24 protein-coding genes and 1 pseudogene are annotated in these 23,810 nt (G+C 37.3%); 5 read left to right on the top strand and 20 right to left on the bottom strand.

Annotated features, from left to right (window positions below; translation table 11 throughout):
* Window positions 1-247: 247 nt before the first annotated feature.
* Window positions 248-647, top strand: a pseudogene (locus IGL15_RS05865) (VOC family protein).
* Window positions 648-882: 235 nt separating this feature from the next.
* A complete protein-coding gene (locus IGL15_RS05860; protein WP_002298120.1) occupies window positions 883-1,425 on the top strand; it encodes a folate family ECF transporter S component in 543 nt (180 codons plus the stop codon).
* Window positions 1,426-1,507: 82 nt separating this feature from the next.
* Here IGL15_RS05860 and lepB read toward each other — a convergent pair whose 3' ends face one another.
* Entirely contained in the window at window positions 1,508-2,059 is a 552-nt protein-coding gene (lepB, locus tag IGL15_RS05855) for a signal peptidase I (RefSeq protein WP_104765463.1), read from the bottom strand.
* A 212-nt stretch (window positions 2,060-2,271) separates the two neighbouring features.
* Between lepB and IGL15_RS05850 the strand changes: the two genes are divergently transcribed.
* Entirely contained in the window at window positions 2,272-3,450 is a 1,179-nt protein-coding gene (locus tag IGL15_RS05850; RefSeq protein WP_000997695.1) for an IS256-like element ISEf1 family transposase, read from the top strand.
* Window positions 3,451-3,556: 106 nt separating this feature from the next.
* Here the strand turns inward: IGL15_RS05850 and IGL15_RS05845 are convergent, their stop codons facing one another.
* The 5 genes from IGL15_RS05845 to IGL15_RS05825 form a co-directional block, all read right to left on the bottom strand.
* Complete coding sequence (locus tag IGL15_RS05845) at window positions 3,557-3,784, bottom strand: YozE family protein (RefSeq protein ID WP_002288398.1); 228 nt, start codon at window positions 3,782-3,784, stop codon at window positions 3,557-3,559.
* On the bottom strand, window positions 3,781-4,299 hold the full coding sequence (gene msrA, locus IGL15_RS05840; protein ID WP_002288397.1) for a peptide-methionine (S)-S-oxide reductase MsrA: 519 nt from the start codon (window positions 4,297-4,299) through the stop codon (window positions 3,781-3,783). The genes IGL15_RS05845 and msrA overlap by 4 nt, the downstream gene beginning before the upstream one ends.
* A 19-nt stretch (window positions 4,300-4,318) precedes the next feature.
* Window positions 4,319-5,032 carry a YpmS family protein gene (locus IGL15_RS05835; protein WP_002288396.1) on the bottom strand — a complete coding sequence of 238 codons (714 nt, stop codon included), beginning with the start codon at window positions 5,030-5,032 and terminating at the stop codon, window positions 4,319-4,321.
* A 2-nt stretch (window positions 5,033-5,034) separates the two neighbouring features.
* On the bottom strand, window positions 5,035-5,931 hold the full coding sequence (locus IGL15_RS05830) for an SGNH/GDSL hydrolase family protein (RefSeq protein ID WP_002288395.1): 897 nt from the start codon (window positions 5,929-5,931) through the stop codon (window positions 5,035-5,037).
* Between the two features lie 157 nt (window positions 5,932-6,088).
* A complete protein-coding gene (locus IGL15_RS05825) occupies window positions 6,089-6,931 on the bottom strand; it encodes a DegV family protein (protein WP_002298122.1) in 843 nt (280 codons plus the stop codon).
* 131 nt (window positions 6,932-7,062) lie between these two features.
* Here IGL15_RS05825 and trhA point away from each other — a divergent pair, with 131 nt between their 5' ends.
* Window positions 7,063-7,716: a PAQR family membrane homeostasis protein TrhA gene (trhA, locus tag IGL15_RS05820; RefSeq protein ID WP_002288393.1), complete on the top strand. Its 654-nt coding sequence runs from the start codon at window positions 7,063-7,065 to the stop codon at window positions 7,714-7,716.
* A 62-nt stretch (window positions 7,717-7,778) separates the two neighbouring features.
* On the opposite strand, the gene IGL15_RS05815 is transcribed toward trhA, so the two are convergent.
* The 8 genes from IGL15_RS05815 to IGL15_RS05780 form a co-directional block, all read right to left on the bottom strand.
* Window positions 7,779-8,306, bottom strand: coding sequence for a dihydrofolate reductase (locus IGL15_RS05815; RefSeq protein ID WP_104765462.1), 528 nt, complete (start codon window positions 8,304-8,306; stop codon window positions 7,779-7,781).
* A 19-nt stretch (window positions 8,307-8,325) separates the two neighbouring features.
* Window positions 8,326-9,273 (bottom strand): thymidylate synthase, encoded by a 948-nt coding sequence (locus IGL15_RS05810; protein WP_002298126.1) that lies wholly within the window; start codon window positions 9,271-9,273, stop codon window positions 8,326-8,328.
* A gap of 11 nt (window positions 9,274-9,284) precedes the next feature.
* Window positions 9,285-11,168: an ABC-F family ATP-binding cassette domain-containing protein gene (locus IGL15_RS05805; protein WP_284598186.1), complete on the bottom strand. Its 1,884-nt coding sequence runs from the start codon at window positions 11,166-11,168 to the stop codon at window positions 9,285-9,287.
* A 167-nt stretch (window positions 11,169-11,335) separates the two neighbouring features.
* Window positions 11,336-13,408 carry a cation:proton antiporter gene (locus tag IGL15_RS05800; protein ID WP_002324658.1) on the bottom strand — a complete coding sequence of 691 codons (2,073 nt, stop codon included), beginning with the start codon at window positions 13,406-13,408 and terminating at the stop codon, window positions 11,336-11,338.
* A 12-nt stretch (window positions 13,409-13,420) separates the two neighbouring features.
* On the bottom strand, window positions 13,421-13,696 hold the full coding sequence (locus tag IGL15_RS05795; RefSeq protein WP_002290188.1) for a hypothetical protein: 276 nt from the start codon (window positions 13,694-13,696) through the stop codon (window positions 13,421-13,423).
* Between the two features lie 361 nt (window positions 13,697-14,057).
* Entirely contained in the window at window positions 14,058-14,513 is a 456-nt protein-coding gene (locus IGL15_RS05790) for a hypothetical protein (RefSeq protein ID WP_002290187.1), read from the bottom strand.
* Window positions 14,514-14,666: 153 nt separating this feature from the next.
* Window positions 14,667-15,875, bottom strand: coding sequence for a CCA tRNA nucleotidyltransferase (locus IGL15_RS05785; RefSeq protein WP_002324657.1), 1,209 nt, complete (start codon window positions 15,873-15,875; stop codon window positions 14,667-14,669).
* Window positions 15,876-15,973: 98 nt separating this feature from the next.
* The gene (locus IGL15_RS05780) at window positions 15,974-16,306 is read right to left on the bottom strand and encodes a nucleotide pyrophosphohydrolase (RefSeq protein WP_002290045.1); all 333 of its coding nucleotides are present in this window, start codon (window positions 16,304-16,306) and stop codon (window positions 15,974-15,976) included.
* 147 nt (window positions 16,307-16,453) lie between these two features.
* Here IGL15_RS05780 and IGL15_RS05775 point away from each other — a divergent pair, with 147 nt between their 5' ends.
* Window positions 16,454-17,329 carry a YitT family protein gene (locus tag IGL15_RS05775; RefSeq protein WP_002294412.1) on the top strand — a complete coding sequence of 292 codons (876 nt, stop codon included), beginning with the start codon at window positions 16,454-16,456 and terminating at the stop codon, window positions 17,327-17,329.
* A gap of 81 nt (window positions 17,330-17,410) precedes the next feature.
* On the opposite strand, the gene IGL15_RS05770 is transcribed toward IGL15_RS05775, so the two are convergent.
* The 6 genes from IGL15_RS05770 to rpsA all read right to left on the bottom strand — a co-directional run bounded on the left by IGL15_RS05770 (window position 17,411) and on the right by rpsA (window position 23,779).
* On the bottom strand, window positions 17,411-17,992 hold the full coding sequence (locus IGL15_RS05770) for a ReoY family proteolytic degradation factor (protein ID WP_104765460.1): 582 nt from the start codon (window positions 17,990-17,992) through the stop codon (window positions 17,411-17,413).
* Between the two features lie 5 nt (window positions 17,993-17,997).
* Complete coding sequence (locus tag IGL15_RS05765) at window positions 17,998-19,257, bottom strand: tetratricopeptide repeat protein (protein WP_002298134.1); 1,260 nt, start codon at window positions 19,255-19,257, stop codon at window positions 17,998-18,000.
* Window position 19,258: 1 nt separating this feature from the next.
* Window positions 19,259-20,305 (bottom strand): hypothetical protein, encoded by a 1,047-nt coding sequence (locus tag IGL15_RS05760; RefSeq protein WP_002298135.1) that lies wholly within the window; start codon window positions 20,303-20,305, stop codon window positions 19,259-19,261.
* 234 nt (window positions 20,306-20,539) lie between these two features.
* Window positions 20,540-20,815 (bottom strand): HU family DNA-binding protein, encoded by a 276-nt coding sequence (locus IGL15_RS05755; protein ID WP_002290178.1) that lies wholly within the window; start codon window positions 20,813-20,815, stop codon window positions 20,540-20,542.
* A 242-nt stretch (window positions 20,816-21,057) separates the two neighbouring features.
* Window positions 21,058-22,368 (bottom strand): ribosome biogenesis GTPase Der, encoded by a 1,311-nt coding sequence (gene der, locus IGL15_RS05750; protein ID WP_002296982.1) that lies wholly within the window; start codon window positions 22,366-22,368, stop codon window positions 21,058-21,060.
* A 181-nt stretch (window positions 22,369-22,549) separates the two neighbouring features.
* Window positions 22,550-23,779, bottom strand: coding sequence for a 30S ribosomal protein S1 (rpsA, locus tag IGL15_RS05745; protein WP_002294406.1), 1,230 nt, complete (start codon window positions 23,777-23,779; stop codon window positions 22,550-22,552).
* Window positions 23,780-23,810 lie beyond the last annotated feature (31 nt).

Genomic DNA, 23,810 nt, shown 5'->3' with positions numbered 1-23,810 from the left:
CCTTTCATACCGGAATATTCCCCGGCTTTACTTGTTTTTTTTCTTTTTCAATATAAATTCACTTTTTTATTATAAAGAAATTCCATCTATTAGTTAAGTGAAAGTGAACCAGTCCTCATTCTATCACATCTTCACTTTTTTGATGATGTAAATTTTTATTTTGGTTTCTATATATGAATCTAAATTTTTGACAGCGTTTCCTAAATAAGAGATGATAGACGAACAAAACAGAAAGGAGACGAAACAAATGAATAGTATGGTTTTTGTTAATTTTCCTGTTGCTGATGTCAATCGTTCCGTTGCTTTTTATGAAAAGCTGGGTTTTAAAAAAAAATGAAGAATTTTCTACTGAAGAAGCTGGTTCAATGGTATGGGATGACACTTTTTGGGTAATGCTTCTCTCTCATGATTTTTATAAAAAATTTATAAAAGATAAAGAAATAGCTGATAATAAAAAAACAAGTGGTGCTTTGATTTCGTTTAGTGTTGAAAACGCGGATGAAGTAAAAAAATTTGCTCAAATTGCAAAAGAAAATGGTGGTACTTTCCACGAAGTAGATATGGGAATGCCTGAAGAAGAAATGTTTTCATTAGAAGTCCAAGATCTAGACGGAAATACATTAGAACCCGTATGGATGAAGATGTAAGCAGATAACTAATCTGACGTTTTTTATAACAAAAAAACAAAGGCGGATGATACGATAAGTATTCTCCGCCTCTATTTTTTCATTCGTACAATCTCTTTTTTACAGTTTATAAAAGCAGTCTTCTCACCCTTTTTTTAATTGTTAGATGCCAGTGTATGTAAATCACCAATGTGTCATGACACATTGGTGATTTTATGGTATCCTTTTATTATTAACTGACAAAGGAGAGAATATTTTGAACACTTTGATTGCAAAAGACGTTTTTAGATTGCCCGAAATGAATGCAAGATTGTTGTCGACCTCTGCTCTTTTATTAGCCCTTGATGTCATCTTATACAAGATAGCGATTGGTCCTGCTTATTTTCAAATCACATTCGGATTTTTAAGTATGGCGCTTATGGGTTATCTATATGGACCGATCTGGGCTGGTTTGCTTGAAATGTTGTCGAACACTTTAAATTTCACGATATTTGGTTCAGGAACGTTTCAAGCTGCTTTTCTTATCACGGCTTTCCTTGGTGGATTTATTAATGGCTTATTTTTATATCATAAAAAGATAAACCTGCCTTCCGTCATCGCTGCCCAATTATTGATTATGATCCCAGTCAGCCTTTTTATCAATTCTTGGCTGATGTCTGTTTTGTTTGGTGCAGATTTCAAAGTGATTTTTCTAGGTAGAGTCATCAGGAATATGATCCAAATCCCTATTCAAATAATGGTTGTTTATTCATTTATCAAAACTTTAGAGGCTAGAAAAGTGTTTAAACGAGCTGTTTGATTTTACGTACTAAGGTAGTAAACTGATTTTGGATTAAACAATAAAGCGTGCAGTCTCAACAGACTGCACGCTTTATTGTTTCTCACTGGATCCATTTTATTTCATCAAGTGGATAATAGACAAATCTTGCTTTACCTAGAATATCAGTTTTATTGATCGTGCCAAACGAACGACTATCTTTTGAAACTCTTCGATTATCTCCAAGTACAAAATAATTATCTTCCGGAAGCTTGGATTGTCCCGTTAGCTCTTGTAGTGTAAAGTCCGTCGTATAGGATGCATTTGCATGATCTGATTTCAGGTTTTTAGTTAGATAAGGTTCCTTAACTACTTTCCCATTGATCTTCAATTGATCATTTTGGTAGCTGACATTTTCTCCTGGAAGACCGATTACTCGTTTGATATAAATCGTGCCATCTGCTAATTGAAAAACAACAATATCAAATCGTCTGATCTCCGAAAATTTTTCCATCACAACCATATCACCTTGCTTCAACAAGTTTTCCATTGAATTGCCTTCCACTGGTACCGGGATGAATAAAAATCCCCGCAACATGAACGCAAGGAATACAGAAACAAGTAAGTATTTGAATACAAGCCAGAAGCGATTAATATAGCGTTGTTTTTTTGTCAATCTCTATCAATCCATCCCTCGTTTTTTCATTCTTTCTTTATTATAAGAAAAATATCAAAAAAATGCGACTAGATAGCTGAAATAAAAATAATTCTTTCAATTAGGGAGAGTATAAAATATTTTGTGTAAATGAAAAAATCCATACAAAAAAGGAAGTCCCTTCTGTAGAATAAAGTTAACGACAACCAATTCACAGAAAAGAGGACTTCCCTATGAATGATTTTACTACAGAAATTGTGCAAACTCTAGTCACTAAAGGCGATTTAAATGAATTATTCCGTTCGCACTTAGAAAAAGCGATAAACACACTCCTACGGACTGAATTAACGGCTTTTTTAGATTACGAAAAATATGATCGCACTGGTTTTAATTCAGGTAATTCGAGAAACGGTTCTTACTTTCGATCAATCAAAACCGAATATGGTGAATTAACATTGGAAATACCTAGAGATCGTAATGGTGAGTTTAAACAACAAACTTTACCAGCCTACAAAAGAACAAACGATACATTGGAAACCACTATTATCCATTTATTCGAAAAAGGTGTTACGATGTCTGAAATTGCTGATTTGATCGAAAAAATGTACGGTCATCACTATACTCCACAAACCATGTCCAACATGACTAAAGTTCTGACTGAAGAAGTAAATGCCTTTAAATCCAGAGCCTTAAATGATAAGTATGTCGCTATTTTTATGGACGCTACTTACATTCCACTAAAACGTCAAACTGTATCCAAAGAAGCGATTTATATTGCCATTGGTATACGAGAAGACGGCACTAAAGAAGTACTGAGTTATGCGATTGCTCCAACTGAATCAACATACGTTTGGAATGAGCTGCTACAGGATATTAACTCCAGAGGAGTTCAAGAAGTCTTGCTTTTTATTACGGACGGCTTAAAAGGCATGAAAGATACTATCCATCAAATTTATCCTAAAGCAAAATATCAGCATTGTTGTATCCATGTATCTCGTAATATCGCTCATAAAGTACGTGTCAAAGACCGAAAAGAAATCTGTGATGACTTTAAGGCTGTTTATCAAGCTAACTCAAAAGAAGAAGCGAATACCTTCTTATCCGGCATGATTGAGAAATGGAAGAAAAACTATCCTAAAGTGACGCAGTCACTCATAGAAAACCAAGACTTATTAACTTTTTATGATTTTCCACCTAGCATTCGTAGAACCATTTACTCAACCAATCTAATCGAGTCTTTCAATAAGCAAATTAAAAGATACAGCCGTAGAAAAGAGCAGTTTCAAAATGAAGAATCACTAGAACGCTTTCTAGTCAGCATTTTTGATACATACAATCAAAAATTTCTAAACAGAAGCCATAAAGGTTTTCAACAGGTAACCGATACATTAGTTTCAATGTTTACTGAGTAACTAATTATTTTGCAGGAGGACAATTTATTTACACAAAATTATTGACGCTCCCCAATTAGGCTATTGGACAAAAAACTTTTTTGATCATAAAGTACAAAACTATCTCTTATATGTCATGATTATTTTCTAAATATTTTTCCCATGCTTCGTCAAAGATATCCATGGACGGCAAATAGTCGACATTCAGTTCCAGATAATTAGAAATTTCTTCGTAGCTAGAGCTGTGCTTAGGAAATTGGATGTCTTTACCGGCTTCTGTAGCGAAAACAGATAAAGCATCATGTGTGCCACCGCCTCGCAGTGTCATTAAATAATGAAAAAAGCTTCGATTCACCCTTCGTTCCTCCAATTTTCTTCGATAAAGGCAGCCCGGCGTGCATGGTTTCTTTTAAAATTTTCAGGATGCTTTTTATAATACTCTTGATGGTCTTCTTCTGCTAGATAAAATGGTTGGGCTGGTTCGATTTTTGTAACGATTGGCTGTTCGAAACGTCCACTTTCAGCTAACTGTTTCTTACTTTTTTCAGCAATGATCCGCTGTTCTTCTGTCAAATAAAAGATCACCGGGCGATAATTGTCACCGCGATCCTCGAATTGTCCGAAAGCGTCAGTTGGATCAGTTTGCTGCCAGTAAAGTTCTACTAATTGTTCATATGAAATCAATGTTGGATCATAGATAATCTCCACTGCTTCTGTATGTCCAGTCGTTTGGCTTTTTACTTGTTCATAAGTCGGATCTGGTACATGCCCTCCAGTATATCCTGACATCACTGTATGGATACCAGGAAGCGTGTCGAAAGGCTGGATCATACACCAGAAGCAGCCTCCTGCAAATATTGCTCGTTCCATTATGATTCCCCCTCTAATACTACTCATCCGATGATTTTTTATTTTCTTTTGTCTTGCTTTCAGTACTGCTGGTGCTAGTTTTGTTGGTATTTGAGTTGTTTGAAGCATCAGAGGTATCTTTTGGCAAATATAGACTAAACCGAATGTCATCATTTACTAAGTCGATTTTATCTGCTTTAATATACATCCCGTTTTGCATTCGGAATTGATCCAACCTAAGCATGATAGTCAGATCATCTGTATTGACTTCGATCCAATCTGGTAATTTATAGTTTCTCTTGATCATATTCATCACATCTTTGATTGGCAAACTCAATGTTCCGATAGAAAGACTTCTAGCTTTTAGTTGGACATTTCCGTTTTCCATCACATACGGATCAAAATATAAATAGAAATCGATAGGAAAACCTAGTACTTCGAAAGTACCATTGAGTAGTGCTTCATTTTCCAAATAAAATTTATATTCAATATCACTATCTTTTTGATACTCACTAAGGAAAAAGCTGATGATTTGATTGACTTTTTCTTTATTTGAATTGATCGTTAAGACAGGATCTCCTTGTCTTTCCGTAAGAGCTGGTATTTCTGGGAGTTCTGGTTCCCGATTAGCAAAAATACGGCTGCCTAAAAATACGGTCGAACCAAGTACTACCCCAAGAAGGATAAGGAAGGCGAATTTCCAGTAATTTGTTTTCTTTGTTTTGTTTGAAGATACGTCAGATCTTGTTTTCATGTTTATTGATCATCCTCCTTCTCTAGCCATTGGTTTTGTGTCTCGATCAGCTGATCTCTCACTGCATTTGCCATCAATTGATAACCTAAATTATTTGGATGGAAATGATCTTCTTCATAGAGCACATTATTTTTGATGCCATTTAGATTTTCTGTCGTGCTAGTTGTTTGATCTGTTCCTTCTTCTGTGACACCTACTTCCTGATTCAATCCTTGATAAAGCAAATCATTGATTGGGATAAAGTAGCAGTTCGGCATTTTTTTTGTCACCGTTTCTGTTCCTTTGTTCCAATTGTTAACAATTGTCTGCATGTCAGTGATCTCAGGAAAGTTCAAATAAAATGGATTGTAGATGCCTAAAATGTAAATAGGTGCGGTTTTATTGAGGGATCGAAATTCTTCCAATAGTTCTGTGACATTTTCCTGATAGTTTTTCAGTGGCTTTTTAAAGGAATTGACCGTTAACCCGAATAAATTATTTTGGATAACTTTCATCAAATCATTACCGCCAACAGTCAGTGTGATAAAATCAGCTGTTTTGATATTGTTTCGAATTTCTTCTTTTGTTTTTACTCGCTTTAAGATCTGGTCACTTCGTTCACCATTTACACCATAGTTTTCTGTTTCAACCGCGGTCAAATTATAACGGTCTTTTAGATCATTTGCGACAAGGGGAACGAATCCTCCTTGCTTGGTTTGATCTCCTACTCCTTCAGTCAGCGAATCTCCGATAGCTATGTAGTGAAGTTTTTCTTTTTTATTTGGATCTTCTCTCACAGTAGTTACTGGTTTCATTAGTGGGCCAGCTTTCGGTATAGAAGCAGCTAAACCTGCATAGATGATGATCGCAATTAATAATGGGAACAAAACGAGGATCAAATGTCGTTTCGTTAATTTCATTTTTTCACCTCTTGTATTCGATTGGTTCTAATGTTATCAAAAATTTTATCAAAAAGGTAGTCTTTATGAAAAAAGAAAACAATTATTTTCCTAATTTTATAAAGAAAAAGAGAATAAGCTGCAAGCCTTTCAGGCTGAGGGCTTATCCTCTTTTCGACTAATCTACATAATACATGATTGCAAACGCGTCTTTACCAGTATGCGTAGCGATAACCGGATTCGTATGCAGTACAGGGATATGCATGTCCGGGAATAATTCTTGCAAACCCTCTTTGAATTCTTGCGCCAATTCTTTTGCATCCGCATGTGAAATACCGATTTGTCGCACATTTGGCAATTCTTTCAGTTCATTTTTCAAATTATTAAACCATTTATCGAACGTTTTCTTTCCTCGCCCCTTAGTTACAGGGATTAATTCAGAATGGGCGAAATTCATCACCACGCGTATGTTCAAAACACTAGACAGCAAACCAGTTGTTCGGCTGATTCTTCCACCTTTTACCAAGTTATCTAGTGTGGATATTCCGATGTATAATTTTGTATTGTCTTGTACTTTTTTGACTTCTTCAAGGATTTCCTCTACTGTTTTACCTTCTTTTGCTAATTCAGCTGCTCGAATTACCTGAAAAGATAATCCTTGGTCAGTGGTATCACTGTCGATAACCGTTACTTTCGTTTTTGTTAGATTACTGGCTTGTCTTGCTGCTTCTACTGTTCCACTCAAGCCTTTTGTCATATGGATCGAAATCACTTCACTGCCGTCTTCTCCTAGCTCATCATACATCGAGATGAATTCTCCAATTGGTGGTTGGCTTGTTTTGGGCAGATTTTTTGCTTTCGCCATCATTTCCATAAATCTTTCGCCGTCTAGTTGGTCATCATCGGGATATACTGTTCCGTCGATCATGATGGATAGCGGCATGACACGAATGCCTAAAGCATCGCGTACATTTTTTTCCATCGTACATGAAGAATCTGTTACGATTTTTACATTTGTCATTATTTTCTCTCTCTCTTTCTTTAACAAGATGCCTTATTCATGTTAAACTACATGTAAGACAATTTCTATTTTTAGTATAACAGACAAATAATGATTTTTCATTAATTACACCTAGTAAAGGAGCCGTTTTCATGGAAAAAACGAAATTTAATCGAACGTATGAAATATTAAATGAAGTGTTTAATGCAGTCACCCATGGAATTGGGACTGGATTGAGTATCGCGGGACTAGTGGTTCTTTTAGTAAAAGGTGCCCACTTGCATTCCTCCCTCCATATTGTCTCTTATGCTATCTATGGATCGATGATGATTCTTTTATTTTTAACGTCTACTTTGTTTCATTCATTGATTTTTACAAAAGCAAAAAAGGTGTTCCAAGTATTCGATCATAGTTCGATTTTTCTTTTGATTGCAGGAAGTTATACTCCTTTTTGTTTGCTGAGTATCCGAGGATGGCTAGGTTGGACTTTATTTGTATTAATCTGGTTGTTTGCGATTCTTGGCATTATATATAAAGCGTTGACGTTGCATAAACGGGAGAGAGTATCAAAAGTATCTACGATCATCTATATTTTTATGGGGTGGCTCTGTGTCGTGGCTGCTGTTCCTCTTTATCACTCTCTTGGAATGACTGGTGTTATTTTGATGGTAGCAGGCGGGCTTTCTTACACGATAGGCGCATTCTTTTATAGCTTGAATTCTATCCGCTATATGCATGTTGTTTGGCATTTGTTTGTTATGTTAGGTGCAGGTTTTATGTACTTCTCTGTTTTATTCTTTACTTAATAAAAAAAATAAAGCTATGGATGGGACAGCTCTAAATAACAGCTAGTCTATCCATAGCTTTTTTATATCGTCAATTCGCCTGTCCCGCTTTTTACAGGATTCTCATTACGCTGATACGTTTCAAATTGATGCGGATAACGATTTTTTTCATCCATTTCTCCTTGACTAGTATTGATCAGTGACCAATCAGACCAGTCAACAGGTGGAAAATAAGCATCTCCATCGAATACATGATGGATGACTGTACGGTATAATATCGTACAAAATGGCAGAAATTCTTGATAAACAGCTGACCCTCCAGCGATGAAAAAGATACCGTCTGTTTCTTTTTCCAGAGCAAGCACGTCTTCCACACTATGCATGACATGCACGCCTTCTGCTTTATAGGAAGAATCTCTCGTCAAAACAATCGTCTGACGATTCGGCAACGGACGGCTACCCATCCCTTCGAATGTTTTTCGTCCCATCACTAGTGTATTTGCTTCTGTCATTTGTTTGAAGAATTTCAGATCATTTGGCAAACGCCAAGGAAGACGGTCTTTTTTTCCAATCAATCCGTTTTCATCCTGTGCCCAAATTGCAGCTAACATTTTCTCATCCTTTCTGATTCTAAACAGCGATAGGAGCTTTGATCGCCGGATGTGGGTCATATCCTTCTAATTGGATATCTTCCATCTCAAAATCAAATACTGACTGCTTTTCCTGATTCAAAACTAAAGTCGGAAATGCGCGTATTTCTCGGCTCAATTGTTCTTTCATTTGTTCGATATGATTGATATAAAGATGAGCATCTCCTAATGTGTGAACAAATTCGCCAACCGCTAAACCTGTTTCATGTGCAATTAGGTGAGTCAGCAACGCATAACTTGCAATGTTGAACGGAACGCCTAGAAACACATCCCCACTGCGTTGATACAATTGGCAGCTTAGCCGTCCCTCTTGAACATAAAATTGAAACATCGTATGACAAGGAGGCAAAGCCATGCTAGGAACATCTTCCGGATTCCATGCAGAAACGATCAATCTTCTAGAATCAGGAGTCTTTTTGATTGCTTCGATTACTTCTTTGATTTGATCGATAAAGCCACCGTCTTTTGTTTCCCAGTGACGCCATTGATAGCCGTAGATGTGTCCAAGATCGCCGTATGTTTCAGCAAAGGAATCATCGGTTAGGATCTTCTCGCAAAAAAGCTTGCTCTGCTTTTTATATTCTTCATTGAATTCAGGATCTGTCAAACATCTATGGCCAAAATCAGTCATATCTGGTCCATTATAGTCTGGACTTTTGATGTAGCGTTCAAATGCCCATTCATCCCAAATATGGTTTTTATTTTGTAATAGATAGCGGATATTCGTATCTCCTTTTAAAAACCAAAGCAATTCGCTTTTGATCAATCCAAAAGGTACTCGTTTCGTTGTTAACAAAGGAAACCCTTTTTGCAGATCAAACCGCATTTGGTATCCGAATAAGCTTAATGTGCCTGTGCCTGTTCTGTCTTCTTTACGATGCCCTTCTTCCAACAATTTTCTTCCTAAGTCAAGATACGCTTGTTCCATCCTTTTTCCTCCTAATCTTCTACCCATTCACTCAAGTATTCCCACCGTGCCATTTTTTCTTCAAGTTGTGCTTCTGTTTCAGATACGTCGTTTTGCAATTCTTGTAATCGAGTGAAATTATCTCCTTGATGATTCATCTCTTCTTGGAGCAATGAGATTTTTTCTTCAAGTTCTGCAATCTCATCTTCAATCGTTTCCCATTCTTTTTGTTCCATGTAAGATAATTTCTTCTTTTCAGCAGGTTCCTTGCTCTGTATTTTTGGTTTCGCTTTTTCAGCAGGCTGCTGGGTCTCTTTTTGCTTCAGTAAATAACTGGACATGTTTCCGTAATAAAGTTCTTGTTTTCCGTTTCCTTGGAATACTAATAACTTATCTGCTACCTTGTCCAAGAAATAACGGTCATGGGAAACAGTGATCACAGCACCTGGAAAACTTCTAAAATAATCTTCCAAAATCGTCAATGTTGCTATGTCCAAATCATTGGTCGGTTCATCCAATAATAAAACATTAGGTTGCTGGATCAGCAGTTTCAACAAAAATAACCGGCGTTTTTCTCCGCCTGAAAGTTTGCCTATCAGTGTCCCATGCATAAATCTTGGAAATAAAAATCGTTCAAGTAATTCTGCTACTCCGATTTGACTGCCATCTGCTGTTTTTGCTTTTTCAGCAGCTTCTTGTAAGTAAGCAATCATCCGTTTATCTGGTGCCATTTCTTCATTTTCTTGTGTATAATACGCAAGATGAACCGTTTCACCGATAGACATTGTACCGCTATCCAGGGGAATTCTGCCAGCTAGAATATTAAGCAATGTCGATTTTCCCGCACCATTTTTACCAGTAATACCTAGTCTTTCCCGAGATTGAATCAGTAAATCTAAATGTTCTAGCAGTGTTTGGTCATTTATACGGTAACTGCCATCTTTGATTTCCAGTACTTTTTTCCCTAAACGTTGTGTCGCTAGGTTCAGCTCTAAATCATCTTCTTGGTTTACTTGGTACAAGTTCTCCTTTAGATCTTCGAAACGGTTGATCCGTGCTTGCTGCTTGGTGCCACGTGCCTGTACGCCAGCCCTCATCCAAGCTAATTCTTGTTTATAAAGCCGCTTGCGCTTTTCTTCTTGTTCTACTTCTACACGATCACGTTCTGCTTTTTCTAAGACGTAAGCTTCATAATTTCCTTTATACTCGTATAATTTTCCAAATGAAAGTTCGAAGATTCGGTTTGCTACTCTATCTAGAAAATAACGATCGTGGGTAACCATCAATAGTGCGCCACGGTATTGTTTCAAATAGTTTTCCAACCACTCGATCGCTTCATAATCTAAATGGTTTGTTGGTTCGTCTAGTAATAGTAAATCGGGTTCATCAATCAACACTTGCGCCAGACTAACTCGTTTTTTCTGACCACCTGATAAAGTACTGATTTTTTTATCTAATTCACTGATTCCTAATTTTTGCAAAATAATCTTTGCGTTGGTATCTGTAGTCCAAGCATCTTCTTTATTCATTTGTTCTTCTGCTTTAGCATAACGTTTTTGCACATCAGGGTCTTCTCCGTTTTCCCCTAGTTCGATCAATGCTTCCTCATATGCTCGAACAGTTTGGATCAAGGGGCTGTTTCCTTGAAAGACTGCTTGGAGAACAGTTAATTCATCGGAAAATTCAGCTGCTTGAGAAAGATAACCAATACGGTAATCAGTTGGATAAAACACTGTTTGCCGATCACCGTCGCCGCTATCGATACCGGCAATAATATTTAAGAGACTTGTTTTACCCGTCCCGTTCGTCCCAATCAACCCGATACGGTCTTTTTCGTGGACCAAAAAAGAAATCTGGTCAAACAAATCTTTTTCACCATAAGTTTTTTTGAGGTCAGTTACTTTTAATTCTTTCAACATGTTCCCTCCTTATCTTGGATATTGTATCATAAAAATAGTGAACTTCAGAAAAATTTTTTTGGTATTTGTTCTTTTTGTGTTCTCAAAAAAAGAACAGGACCGATTCGATCCTGTTCTGATATGTTTTGTTTTTTATAAAACTTGAAAATTTTTACCTTTTTATTTTATTGGACTCGTTTTTTTGACTTTGCTCGAAACGCAAATCGGAAAGAAAAGTTATCAGATGGTTTGTTCATCGTATAAGATTCTAACAAATTGATATTCCTGCGATAGCTGTTCGCAGAAAACGTCGTGATTTTCTCAGCAACTTCGTATTCATCAATGATTTTTCTTTCAAGATAATAACCTCTTAGCATTTTTTTCGTAAACAGACTATCTTGCTGGATCATCCACGAAGAAATCAAATTCCCCGAGTTCATTTTTATTCCTTCAAGTTTGCGTTGCTGGATAAAAAATTGAACCATCGTTTCATCATAAATATCAGTCAAGTTATCTAAACTTTCAATAATCAACTGAGTATTTTTTTGATATGTCTCTCTGATTTCTTGGATATCTTCATCACTAATAAATGTCTGACGATCAGCATATCTTCTTTGCCAAAACATTTTCGGATGGAGAACGATTCGCATTAACCTACGGACAACAATGAACCAAAAGCCGATAAAAGACAAAATCTGGCTTGTGATAGAATGTTCGAATCGAGAAAGAAAACGGGAGTAAAAACGATAACCATTAGAAGAAAGCTTGCCCGAACGATAACTTTCATCCAATCCATCCCGTTCGATCGACAAAATCAGTGCTTGTATTTCTTGTACTTCTTGCTTTTCATCATCGGTTAAATCTTCCAAGTAAAGATCACGTATCCGTTCTTGATAATTTTCTATCACTGCTTCAGTGGCTAAAAATTCTTTTGTATTACGATCAATTTCCTTTATTTCTTTTCGCAAAACTTCAACGACCTCTTCTAAAATCATCAAAGCATTCAAATCCGTGCTTTTCGCTTCCTCTGTTTCCGTCAGCATAGGCAAGACAATGATCCCTATGACCAAAGTCACTAAGATGACACCCGCCGTCAGAAACAAAAGCAAAGACCGCTGGTAAAACATCATATTATTGATTGAAAATGGCAAAATAAAAATCGTAGCCAAACTGACTGTTCCCTTTACACCGCCAAATGTTAAGATCAAGATCTCGTTCAACTGTTTTTTGAACTTTTTACTGCCATCTTTGAATACATAAAAAAGACTGATAGAAATGAATCTGATCACAAAAAGCATGACAGAGATTAATACGATAATCGCTAATAAAAGACCGTTTGGATATAAACCGTCTCCCCATACTGGCGAGAACACTTGCGTCAATTCGATTCCTAAAAATATAAATACTAATGCATTCAGTGTAAAAGCAATAGTTGTCCATGTACTGTGGGACAAGCTCGACAATTCTGCATCAAACACAGAGATTTTCCTAAAACCAGAAGCTTGGAGAATACCTGCTGCCACTGCAGCAATGATTCCAGATACATCAAATGCCTCTGCCAATACATAGGCTAGAAAAGGAAGCAAAAGTTCGATCAGCAGATACCCTGTGACATCTTGTGCTGATGCTTTTTCGATCAAATGAATTATTTTTTGTTTGAACCAGACAAGCAAAAAGCCGATCAAAGCTCCCCCAATACTAGAAACTACTAGACTCATCCCCGCGTTTACTGCTGAAAAAGATCCGGTGATCAGCGCACCAAGAGCAAACTGGAAGGCAGTAACACCAGATGCATCATTCAAAAGACCTTCTCCTTCCAAAATATGCATCGCCTTTTTAGGGATATTCACTCGTCCAGAAAGAGAACTGACTGCTACCGCATCTGTCGGACCTAACGCTGCTCCAAAAGCAAAGCAGGCAGCAAGTGGGACACTTGGCAACAGGAATGATAACGTCGCACCTACCCCGACAAGGGTCAAAATGACTCCTCCAAATGCCAAGAACAAAATTGTCCCGAAATTTTTGAGAATCGAAGAAATATCTGCTTTTTCTCCTTCTCTAAATAACAATGGTGCAATAATCATAACTAAGAACAATTCAGGTTCAAAATCGATTGATTGTCCCCACTCTGTCAGACCTAATACCACTCCAAGGAAAATTTGGATCAGTGGAGCTGGAATCATTGGCAAAATGCGGCTAGCTATGTTCGATAAGGTGATCGTTACTGCAAATACAATAACTAACTCAGCAAATTCCATCGTCCATCCCCTTTATTTTTTATTTTGTGTAAGCATTTTTAAAAATTGTTCTTTTTTCTTTAAAATTTTGGTTTCGACTACTTCAACCTGTGTTTGGTTACCCTCTAATTCACACTGTACACGTTTTGACTCCAAACGAAGCAGATCATGTTTCAGACGTTCCAACTGACGATACATCAATATATTTCTTTTACGCAACTTACAAAGTATTTGACGACGGTCATCCATCGAAAGGGCGCCATAGCGATCATGCAACAGTTTTTTTTGTTGTTCAAAACTCTCTCTCATTTTCCAGATCTCCTATACACAAACTTCCATCATTATAGCAAAGTTCTTTTTGGATGAAAAATATTTCATTGTTTCATCGTTTATTGCTAGTTAGAAATTTCCATAAATTTTTCAACGCCTCATTCTATTCCAAATAGTATCAGATATCAAGTAAAACTTAAGAAAGATAAAAGTTTCTGACAAAAGGATGTTTACTTTTCCATTCCTGCCTTTCTTGTTCTTTTATCACAACAAAAAAATGGGGCTGCGACAAAAATCTTGTCACAGTCCCTTATTCTGAATAAACGGTGTGGAAGAGACAGCCTATCAGTAGTAATAAGACACATCTCTTTCACAGCCTCATTTTTGCGTAAAAATCGATTTATTCGAAAAATTCCCCGTATACATCTTCTACACGTTGATCTGGATTGATCACGATATACAAGTTACCTGTTTTTTCGCTGATTTTTGTTGATTGATATTGATTGTCTAATCCTTCTGTTCCTTTATCTAGATATGGGAAGTACACAAGATCAGGTGTGCCATTTCGGTAAAGGATTTCCATTCGCTCGATATCTTCGTATTTCAATGCGCGATTAAACATGCCCATTTCCAGTCCGCCTAGGTTGATATCATGTGTCGCAACTGCGTCCCCTTCATGGAAGATTTCGATTTTAAATCCAGCACACGGATGGATTTCAACAAATTCACTGCCATTGATTCGTCCAAAACTTGTTGTGATTTGTTTGATCCAAAGATCGCCGATATGACGGCGGTTGATCGTCCAGGTTTCTCCATTTCTAAAATAAAATTTTAGCGCTGTCATTTCTTTACTCATTAAAAAGACTCCTTTATGATGTAATTTATTCTTGTACTACCTCAGTTTAGCACAAATTTATGTAAGTGGTCACATCTTATGTTTTTTCTTCTAATGACGTATCTGCCCACTTTAAGTAGCCAACAAAGCTGAGCAGATACAGTCTAGTGTTTTTTAAATCAATTTTTCTTTCGATAAAAAATCCAAAACCTGTTTTTTATCATTTTTTATTCTTTGTTCTACGACGGCTTTTTCAGCTAATTGCAAAGCTTCACTAACCCACTTACCAGGTTTTTTTCCAGTTTCTTCTAGCAAGATTTTACCATCTACTGCTAATTCGCTTAATGACTTGATAGGTAAACGATCATAGGATTCTCCTACGGCATCCATCTGAGGTGTTTCGTCAAAATAGATCATCAATTCTTCTACTTGCAGTGCATGTTTTTTGCCTAAGAAGTACAATTCGAATGGTTCCAAAGCTCCAGTTTCTCGTTGTCGTAGTCCTTGGACAAGTGCTTGAACGTCTTTAATCATTTGGTTAGAACACTTCCACGATTTCAAAAAGGAACGAATCTCATTTTCTTTTAGACCCAGTTGGCTGATCAATAATGTCCATACTTGGCTCTCTTCTTTCAATGGGACGGATGGTAATTCAGCAAAACGTAAAAGTGCTTCGCCTTCTTCTTTCAAACCGGGACAGCAAATGTAGCACTCTGTTTCAATAAATGCATGGATTCCCGCGGCCCGTTCATTTCCCAAGAGCATCTTGATGAATTCCACATTTATACGTTCTACAGATATTTTACCTAATAGCTCGTGGTTTTCTTTGATGGCGTAGAAGGTTTCTTCCTCTAATTTGAACCCTAGTTGACTGACAAAACGCAACCCGCGCATCATTCGTAAGGCATCTTCATGGAACCGCTCATGAGGATTGCCTACAGCTCGCAAGATCTGTTCTTCTAGATCTTGCAGACCATCGAACAAATCGATGATTTCTCCATCTTCTTTCAAAGCAAACGCATTGATCGTAAAATCTCTTCTTTTCAAATCTTCTGCCAACGAACGAACGAATTCGACATGATCTGGTCTGCGGTAGTCCTGATAAGTTGATTCCGTCCGAAATGTGGTGATCTCATATTGTTCATCATTTTCTAATACCAACACAGTTCCATGTTCGATCCCAATATCTATCGTTTTTGGAAAAAGCTGTTTGATTTCTTCTGGAAATGCGCTTGTTGCGATATCCACATCATGGATTGGCTGGTTCAGCAAGATATCACGAACACTTCCACCTACAAAATAAGCTTCATATCCTGCATTCTCTAATTTTTTCAGAACTGGAATTGCCTTTTGGTATTCCAGAGGTAATTGTTTTAATTTCATTTTTCCAACCTTTCCTGCGTGTTTCTTGTACTGAGATAAAGACTCAGTTGCATGGTGACTGTTTGACAAGTCCGTTTCAGAGTCTTCAAGGCCAGGACTTACTCGTCCTTACGCTCAAAGCGATTATGGTCTCTTTGATTGAATTTTTCCATGTTTTTTTCAAAAACTTCAGTTAAGTCGATATTCAATGAATTAGCCATGATCATCGTAACGAATAAAACATCACCAAGTTCTTCTGCTACCGAGTTAACTGGTTCAGAAGCCTTTTTGCTTTTTTCTCCATAAGTGTGGTTGACTTCTCTTGCCAATTCACCTACTTCTTCAGTTAATCGAGCCATCTGAGCTAATGGAGAGAAATACCCCACCTTGAATTGCTGGATATATTCATCCACTTCCTGCTGCATACTGTATAAAGAACGCTTTTTATCCATCTTTTTCCCTCCAAAACTATCTTACCAAAACTTTAACGCAAATCCTAGATAAGAGCAATTGAGAAAATCGAATTTCCATGCTACATTTAGGAAGGAATTTCTAAATGGAAATTCTGTGAAAATACATAATTGAAAGCTGGAATTCATATGGTCAAACGAAAAACAGTAAAAGAAGTTCTTTTTATCATTATAGGAACAAGTATTTATGCATTTGGTCTTGTTTACTTGAACATCGCTAATCATTTAGCAGAAGGGGGCGTCTCAGGGATCACCTTGATCTTAAGAGCTTTATTCGGAATTGATCCAGCTTATACGACTTTATTAATCAACATCCCATTGATTTTACTAGGAGGAAAGATCCTCGGTAAACGTTCCTTGGCCTATACAGTTCTAGGTACACTTTCTTTGTCATTCTTTTTATGGATCTGGCAAAGGGTTCCACTAGAAATCAATTTACAGCATGATCTACTGATCGTTTCTCTACTTGCGGGTTTAGTTGCAGGTGTAGGAAGCGGGATCGTCTACCGCATGGGTGGAACAACAGGTGGCAGCGATATTATTGCTCGGATTTTAGAACAAAATTACGGCATCACTATGGGGCGTTCCCTATTGGCATTTGATATCATCGTCTTACTTGCTTCATTAACCTATATCGACTTGAAACGTATGATGTATACGTTGATTGTTTCGTATGTTTTCAGTCGTGTGATTGATTCGATCTTAGATGGCGGATATTCTGCAAAAGGTCTACTTGTCGTCTCCAACAAAAGCGAAGAGATTGCACCACTACTGATGACCGGTCTGCAAAGAGGTGTGACTTTTCTTTCTGGAGAAGGCGCATTCTCTGGTAATTCAAAAAAAATCATCTATATGGTCGTTAGCTCTAGTGAATTAACTGAAGCTAAGAGGATCGTCCACGAGATTGACGAAAAAGCTTTCCTTTCAATCATCAATGTGCATGAAGTGGAAGGGCAAGGCTTTACTTATTTGAAGCCACAGACAAGATTACTGAAAAAACTATAAGAAAAAAGACAAAGATAGGCTATGAGGAAAGATTCCACATCCAGCTGACCTTTGTCTTTTTTAGTACTATACTATTTTTAACTAATTTTTATGTTCACTTACCCGGTTACTTTTCTTTTGTGTCTGCAAAAGGATCTTTCGGTTAACTTCATCAGATAATTTCAAAAAAGCATCCCTATCTCCATCTTCTAGTGCTTGATCGATTTGAGCATAAAGCATTTTTAGTTTTGCCTCTTCTTCTTTTTCTTGAAAATATCGTTCAATTAATTCAGTATCTTCTTCACTGACTGAAGAATCCCAAGAAGAAAATGGATTGTCTTCTAAGATAGATAGATATTCTCTTGTCTGCCAAGCATTTTCGAATATACATTCCACATATAAAGGCTTTTTCCAATTCAAACGGATTTCATGAAAAATCTGGTCTGTGTCCGTAAATTCTTTTCCCTGCAAAAACAATTTCATGGGTTCCCCTTCAACAGATAGATCACTGATCTGCAGTCCTCGATCCGCAAAATTCGCCCCTTCAACAAAGTGGACATTGCTTAAAATCGCTTCATGATTGGCAAGATAATTCAAGATCCAAAAAACTTCTCTTCGGCTAAAAGATACATGATTGACCATCCACGTTAAAAAATTCTTCTTTTCCCGTACATCAATTAGCATTTTTCTCACCTCTCTGTTAGGTCATCTAATAATGACAGTGCCTCCATATCTCCTGGTTCAAGTGTTAAATAATAAGTCAATAATTCTTGCGCTCTTTTCAGCTGCCCTTCTTCTCTTAAGAAAAAGGCATACTCTTTCAAGAAATCTGGTTCATGTGATAGTTCATGATAAGCCTGTTCATAGTGTACAGCTGCAACGGTAAAGTCTTCTAATTCATTATAAGCATGGGCTAGGTTCCATTCTGCATAAGGATTAGCAGTTTCTTCCATCTGATTGATCACTTGTATCACATCTTCATATCTTTCATCATCCAAGTAAAGATTGCTTAAAGTAAGTAATGTTTCATCTTGTTTGTCTCCTACTTCTAAAGCTTTCAGTAAAAGTTCTTCTGCTCGCTGTCTATCATGCAGACGGAAAGCATTTTCCGAGGCCAGGTGATAAAGTTCGACTTGGTAAGGATTTTCTTTGATTCCTTCTTCTAACACTGTTTGTGCTTCTTCAATCATTTCTTCTTCTTGAAGAGCTTGTCCTAGATATAGATATAACGATTGATAATGCGGATTAACTTCTCGAAGTTCTTCCAGATAGTTGATTGCCTGCTGATTTTCTTTCAATTGAAGATTCGTAAAAGCTAGCTGGAACAGTCGATCATCTGTCCTTTCTTCTTTCAGTGCTTCTTCTAAAGGTGCGATAGCTGCTTCGAATTCTCCTTGCATACTTAAGGATTGTCCTAAACGTTCCTGCATCGAGATTCCTGAAATTTCATTTATCCCGCTTGCCAACAATGTTTCATAAACCACTGCTGCCTCTTTGAAACGATCAACTGAAAAATACAATTCAGCTAGCGCAAACTGGATCAATGGTTCATCAGGAAGCAACCCAGCTGCTTCTTTCAATTTTGCTTCACTCACTTCAGGGATTCCGATAACTTGGTACAAATCAGCTATCGCCAATAAGCTTTGCGGATAGTAATCACTTTGCTTATCCACTTTTTCCAGGTATTCAAAAGCTAAGTCGATCTCATTATCTTCGATTGCAATTTCTGCTAACGGGATGTTCAGTCCGTCATTTTCTGGGTATTGGTTGATCAGTTGTTCAAAAATCTGTTTTGCTTCGATCAAAAAGCCAATAGCCAGCAATTCTTCGCCTAGTTCAGCTAATATATCTGCTGGGTCTTCTTTTAATGCTTTTTCTAAAAAGATTTGTGCTTGTGACAAGTCTTCATCTGATAAAGCTTGCAACATTTTTTCGCTATTTGTATTCATTTCAATTCCCTCTTATCTCACTGACGATTTGTTGAAATACCGTCATTGTTCTCAATAATTCTTTTTCGTTTGGACGTTGGTATCCGTCTATTATACCTATTTTTTCTAAAACAAGTATTTTTTTGCTTTTTTCTGCCAAAAAAAGAACTTTTTCCAAATACTCCATCTTTGAAATCTGTTCCAGCCAGTGGATTGGATAGCCAAGCAAGTCCAGCCACACAAAAAAGTTTTTTAGTTGGAAATCAAAAGGATATGCTTGGAGATTCCACACGAAATGAAACATCATTCCTAAAAATTTTTTCATACTAGCAGAAAGTAGATGGCCATTTTCGGTCAGATAAAAAGCTTGTTCAAACAGTTTACCATAATTTGACAGGTTTTCTGCCTCTAATTGATAAAAATAGATCATTTCTTCGATCATCCCGGCAAACGGCCGAGTCGTTAATTGCTTTTTATTTGGATAGTTTTTATACAGATTTTGCAAAAAACGATGATCACAAATCATTCCGCAACAGATAAAAGTCAAAAAGTCAATCTGCTTTCCGTCCACTTGCCGCTCGCTGATCGTTTGATCATAAACAATGCGTTCTGGCAGATTGATGGTTTGCAGCACTACACGATTTGGTAGCTGCAAAATCGTCCGCTGCGGTGTTAATGCTCGGCTTAGAGAACGGATCGATACAGGGATCATCCATAGTGATGAATCAAGGGTTGTATGTTTTTGAAAAAAACCTGCCAGATCCATGATCCCTTCATTTCCAAATCCGATGATAAACATGGATTGATTTTCGGGATAGCGTTTGACGAAATCAAGCAGGTTCTTTAATTCTGTTAAATGATTGCATTGAGTGTTGGCACAAATATACCAGTCATTGTTTGCTTGATTTGCAAATAACGGGTTGATCTTATCTGCAAACAAATCATAATAGCGCTGATTCGTTAAAAATAAGATTGGCTGATCAATGGAAAGTTCTCTTAGCTGGCTGACTAGCGTTTCTCCGTAAAACACTTTCGTCAACGCATCTTCTACTTGATAATCAAGTTCCATACGCATCCCTCCTCTTCTTATTTTTATTTTACCATTAGTAAGCAAATTCTAGAAAAGATAAGAGCAAAGCTCACCTCATAACTTGGAAATAAATAAAAATTAAATAAAATACATGTGTTTTCTATGTATGACATACGGATTCGAAATCTCTGTCTCTTATTTATTCCTTTTCTGCTAGGAAATAAAAAGAAAAGCACTTGTAGCCCTAGAGCCACAAGCGCTTTTTCAACTGTCTTATTTAACAGCGTCTTTTAATGCTTTACCTGGTTTGAATGCAGGTACTTTGCTAGCTGGAATTTCGATTTCTTCACCAGTTTGTGGGTTGCGACCTTTGCGAGCTGCGCGTTCGCGAACTTCAAAGTTACCAAAACCGATTAATTGAACTTTTTCGCCGTTAGCTAAAGCATCTTGAATAGTTGAAAATACAGCATCTACTGCTGCAGTTGCATCTTTTTTAGTTAAATCAGTAGCTGAAGCAACTTTTTCGATTAATTCTGCTTTGTTTGCCATGGATAGATTCACCTCCTCCACAAGAGATATGATAGAAATATCATTTAGTTAAAACTTTCTGAGTGGTCCAGAAGTTTAAAAAGAAATATTGATTAACTTCAATATTCTGTTATCACGATATCATATGAACCGCTTAATAGCAAGGTTTTTACCAATTTTCACATGCTTTTTTTAGTCATAGAAACGTAACAAACAAAACTGTCTTTTTCTTTTGAAAAAAAAACGTCGATATGGTAAAATGCCTATTTTCTTCTACGAGGGATAATCCGGATGGACGTCCCTTCAAAAGTAAATGCTTTTCTGATTTGATTTTCTAAGAAACGTTCATAAGAAAAATGCATCAATTCCTCTTCATTGACAAAAACGACAAATGTAGGTGGTTTGACAGCGACTTGTGTTGCATAAAAAATCTTCAGGCGTTTTCCTTTATCTGTTGGTGTTGGATTGATTGCTACAGCATCCATAATGATATCATTCAACACAGCCGAAGAGATACGAAGATTCTGGTTCATACTTACTTGTTCGATCATTTCAGGCAGACGTTCCAACCGTTGTTTAGTCACTGCAGAAACAAAAACGATTGGAGCGTAATCAAGATACCGGAATTCATCACGAATCTCTTGTTCGAAATCACGCATTGTATTGGTTTCTTTCTTTACAAGATCCCATTTATTCACGACGATAATAATTCCACGACCAGCTTCATGGGCGTAACCCGCTACTCGCTTGTCTTGTTCCCGAATCCCTTCTTCAGCATTCAGTACCATCAAAACGATATCAGAACGGTCAATGGCACGCATTGCACGCATCACGCTATATTTTTCAGTATTTTCGTATACTTTTCCGCGTTTACGCATACCAGCTGTATCGATCATTAAGAATTTCTGACCACTTTCAGAAACGAAGTGGGTGTCGATTGCGTCTCGGGTCGTTCCTTCAATATCCGAAACAATTACACGTTCTTCTCCTAAAATCGCATTGATCAAAGAGGATTTACCAACATTTGGGCGACCAATCAAACTAAACTTAATCGTGTCGTCGTCCTCTTCTTCAGTCTCTTCAGAGAAATACTTCACTGCTTCATCTAAAATATCACCAATCCCTAGTCCATGGCTTCCTGAAACAGGATAAGGATCGCCTAGCCCTAAGGAATAAAATTCATAGATATCGTTTCTCATTTCTGGATTATCTACTTTATTGACTGCTAAAATCACTGGTTTATTACTTCTGTATAAAATTTTCGCAACCATCTCATCTGCGTCTGTCACGCCTTCGCGTCCGCTGACTACACAAATGATTACATCTGCTTCTTCAATCGCGATTTCTGCTTGATGCTTGATCTGATCCATAAAAGGTTCATCGCCAAGATCAATTCCGCCTGTGTCGATCACGCTGAATTCTCGACCTAACCATTCACCTTTTGCATAAATACGATCACGAGTTACTCCAGGAGTATCTTCGACAATCGAGATACGCTCACCAGCGATGCGGTTAAAAATCGTAGACTTACCGACGTTCGGGCGGCCAACGATTGCAATTGTTGGATTTGCCATATTATTTCCTCCTCACAAGTTTCCAATCTCACTTAGTTTAACGAATGCATTGCCAACTTTCAAGCATAGATTGTCAATTAAACGAAGTATTTTTATTCCTTATTGAAATACTAATCGCTTTTCAAAAGAAAAACTGAGACAAAAGCAGCTGCTTTCATCTCAGTCACAGATACAAAATCAATTATTTTTCAGAATCATCGGTTGCTTTTTCTTCTACTTCTTCTTTCAACGCATCACCTAAAATGTCTCCCATAGTAAATCCAGTATTTTCTTCTGGTAATTCATAAGACTCAACATTTTTTGGTTCTTCTTCTGAAGCTGGTTTTTCTTCTAAAGCTTTGATACTCAATGCAATACGATGTTCTTCTGGATGGATCTCTAATACTTTCACTTTCACTTCGTCACCTTCATGAAGCACTTCATGTGGTGTCGCAATATGTTTATGTGAAATTTGAGAAATATGGACTAGCCCTTCTACTCCAGGGAACACTTCAACAAAGGCACCGAAGCTTGTCAAACGTTTAACTGTTCCGTCTAATACTGTGCCAACTGGAGCTTTTGTATCGATTTCTGACCAAGGTCCAGGCTGTGTGTCTTTGATTGACAAGGAAACACGTTCTTGTTCAGGATTGATAGACAACACTTTGACATTTACATCATCATTGACAGCCAATACATCACTTGGTTTTGCTACATGACTATGTGAAATCTCTGAGACATGGACTAGACCGTCAATTCCGCCTAGGTCGACAAATGCGCCAAAATCAGTAAGACGTGCAACACGTCCACTGAGAACATCTCCCTCATGGATAGTTGAAAGAATTTCTTTTTTCTTTTCTTCTCTTTCGTTTTCCACTACCGCTTTATGCGATAAGATCAAACGATTTTCTGATGGTTCGATTTCGATGATTTTAAAGCTCAATGTTTTGCCTTTATAGTCTGAAAAGTCTGCAACAAAATGATCTTCCACCATTGATGCAGGGACAAAACCACGTACACCGACGTCAACGACTAAACCGCCTTTGACAACATTTGTAACAGGTGCTTCGATCACCTTGCCCTCTTGGAAATCTCTTTCGATATCTTCCCAAACTTTTTTAGCATCTAAACGGCGTTTTGAAAGTAGGTAGCTGCCGTTTTCTTTATCTTTGCCGATCGTACTGATAACGACTAAGTCTAATACATCACCGACTTTTACTACTTCGCTGATATCTTCTACCGGCAAAGTTGATAATTCTTTTGCCGGAACGACTCCTTCAACTCCAGCCCCTTCGATTCCGACAATCACTTGTTTGTCTTCAATGACTAAAACTTCGCCCTTAACAACATCGCCAACTTTTACTTCTTGTACGCTTTTCATTGCGTCTTCCATTGACTGGTTGTTCTCTTGATTTTGATCAAATTCTGTCATAACACTTGTCCTCCTAACCAACATTCTGCCG

Origin of the sequence: Enterococcus sp. DIV0436a (assembly GCF_051711605.1) — a bacterium.
Lineage (GTDB): Bacteria > Bacillota > Bacilli > Lactobacillales > Enterococcaceae > Enterococcus_B > Enterococcus_B faecium.
This window is presented reverse-complemented; position numbering and strand designations above follow the sequence as displayed.

Bases quoted from the DNA above. Each gene is read 5' to 3' on its own strand.
- IGL15_RS05850 (WP_000997695.1), top strand. From the start codon at position 2,272: ATGAATGATTTTACTACAGAAATTGTGCAAACTCTAGTCACTAAAGGC.
- msrA (WP_002288397.1), bottom strand. From the start codon at position 4,299: ATGGAACGAGCAATATTTGCAGGAGGCTGCTTCTGGTGTATGATCCAG.
- IGL15_RS05835 (WP_002288396.1), bottom strand. From the start codon at position 5,032: ATGAAAACAAGATCTGACGTATCTTCAAACAAAACAAAGAAAACAAAT.
- IGL15_RS05830 (WP_002288395.1), bottom strand. From the start codon at position 5,931: ATGAAATTAACGAAACGACATTTGATCCTCGTTTTGTTCCCATTATTA.
- IGL15_RS05825 (WP_002298122.1), bottom strand. From the start codon at position 6,931: ATGACAAATGTAAAAATCGTAACAGATTCTTCATGTACGATGGAAAAA.
- trhA (WP_002288393.1), top strand. From the start codon at position 7,063: ATGGAAAAAACGAAATTTAATCGAACGTATGAAATATTAAATGAAGTG.
- IGL15_RS05815 (WP_104765462.1), bottom strand. From the start codon at position 8,306: ATGTTAGCTGCAATTTGGGCACAGGATGAAAACGGATTGATTGGAAAA.
- IGL15_RS05810 (WP_002298126.1), bottom strand. From the start codon at position 9,273: ATGGAACAAGCGTATCTTGACTTAGGAAGAAAATTGTTGGAAGAAGGG.
- IGL15_RS05800 (WP_002324658.1), bottom strand. From the start codon at position 13,408: ATGGAATTTGCTGAGTTAGTTATTGTATTTGCAGTAACGATCACCTTA.
- IGL15_RS05795 (WP_002290188.1), bottom strand. From the start codon at position 13,696: ATGAGAGAGAGTTTTGAACAACAAAAAAAACTGTTGCATGATCGCTAT.
- IGL15_RS05790 (WP_002290187.1), bottom strand. From the start codon at position 14,513: ATGAGTAAAGAAATGACAGCGCTAAAATTTTATTTTAGAAATGGAGAA.
- IGL15_RS05785 (WP_002324657.1), bottom strand. From the start codon at position 15,875: ATGAAATTAAAACAATTACCTCTGGAATACCAAAAGGCAATTCCAGTT.
- IGL15_RS05780 (WP_002290045.1), bottom strand. From the start codon at position 16,306: ATGGATAAAAAGCGTTCTTTATACAGTATGCAGCAGGAAGTGGATGAA.
- IGL15_RS05775 (WP_002294412.1), top strand. From the start codon at position 16,454: ATGGTCAAACGAAAAACAGTAAAAGAAGTTCTTTTTATCATTATAGGA.
- IGL15_RS05770 (WP_104765460.1), bottom strand. From the start codon at position 17,992: ATGCTAATTGATGTACGGGAAAAGAAGAATTTTTTAACGTGGATGGTC.
- IGL15_RS05765 (WP_002298134.1), bottom strand. From the start codon at position 19,257: ATGAATACAAATAGCGAAAAAATGTTGCAAGCTTTATCAGATGAAGAC.
- IGL15_RS05760 (WP_002298135.1), bottom strand. From the start codon at position 20,305: ATGGAACTTGATTATCAAGTAGAAGATGCGTTGACGAAAGTGTTTTAC.
- IGL15_RS05755 (WP_002290178.1), bottom strand. From the start codon at position 20,815: ATGGCAAACAAAGCAGAATTAATCGAAAAAGTTGCTTCAGCTACTGAT.
- der (WP_002296982.1), bottom strand. From the start codon at position 22,368: ATGGCAAATCCAACAATTGCAATCGTTGGCCGCCCGAACGTCGGTAAG.
- rpsA (WP_002294406.1), bottom strand. From the start codon at position 23,779: ATGACAGAATTTGATCAAAATCAAGAGAACAACCAGTCAATGGAAGAC.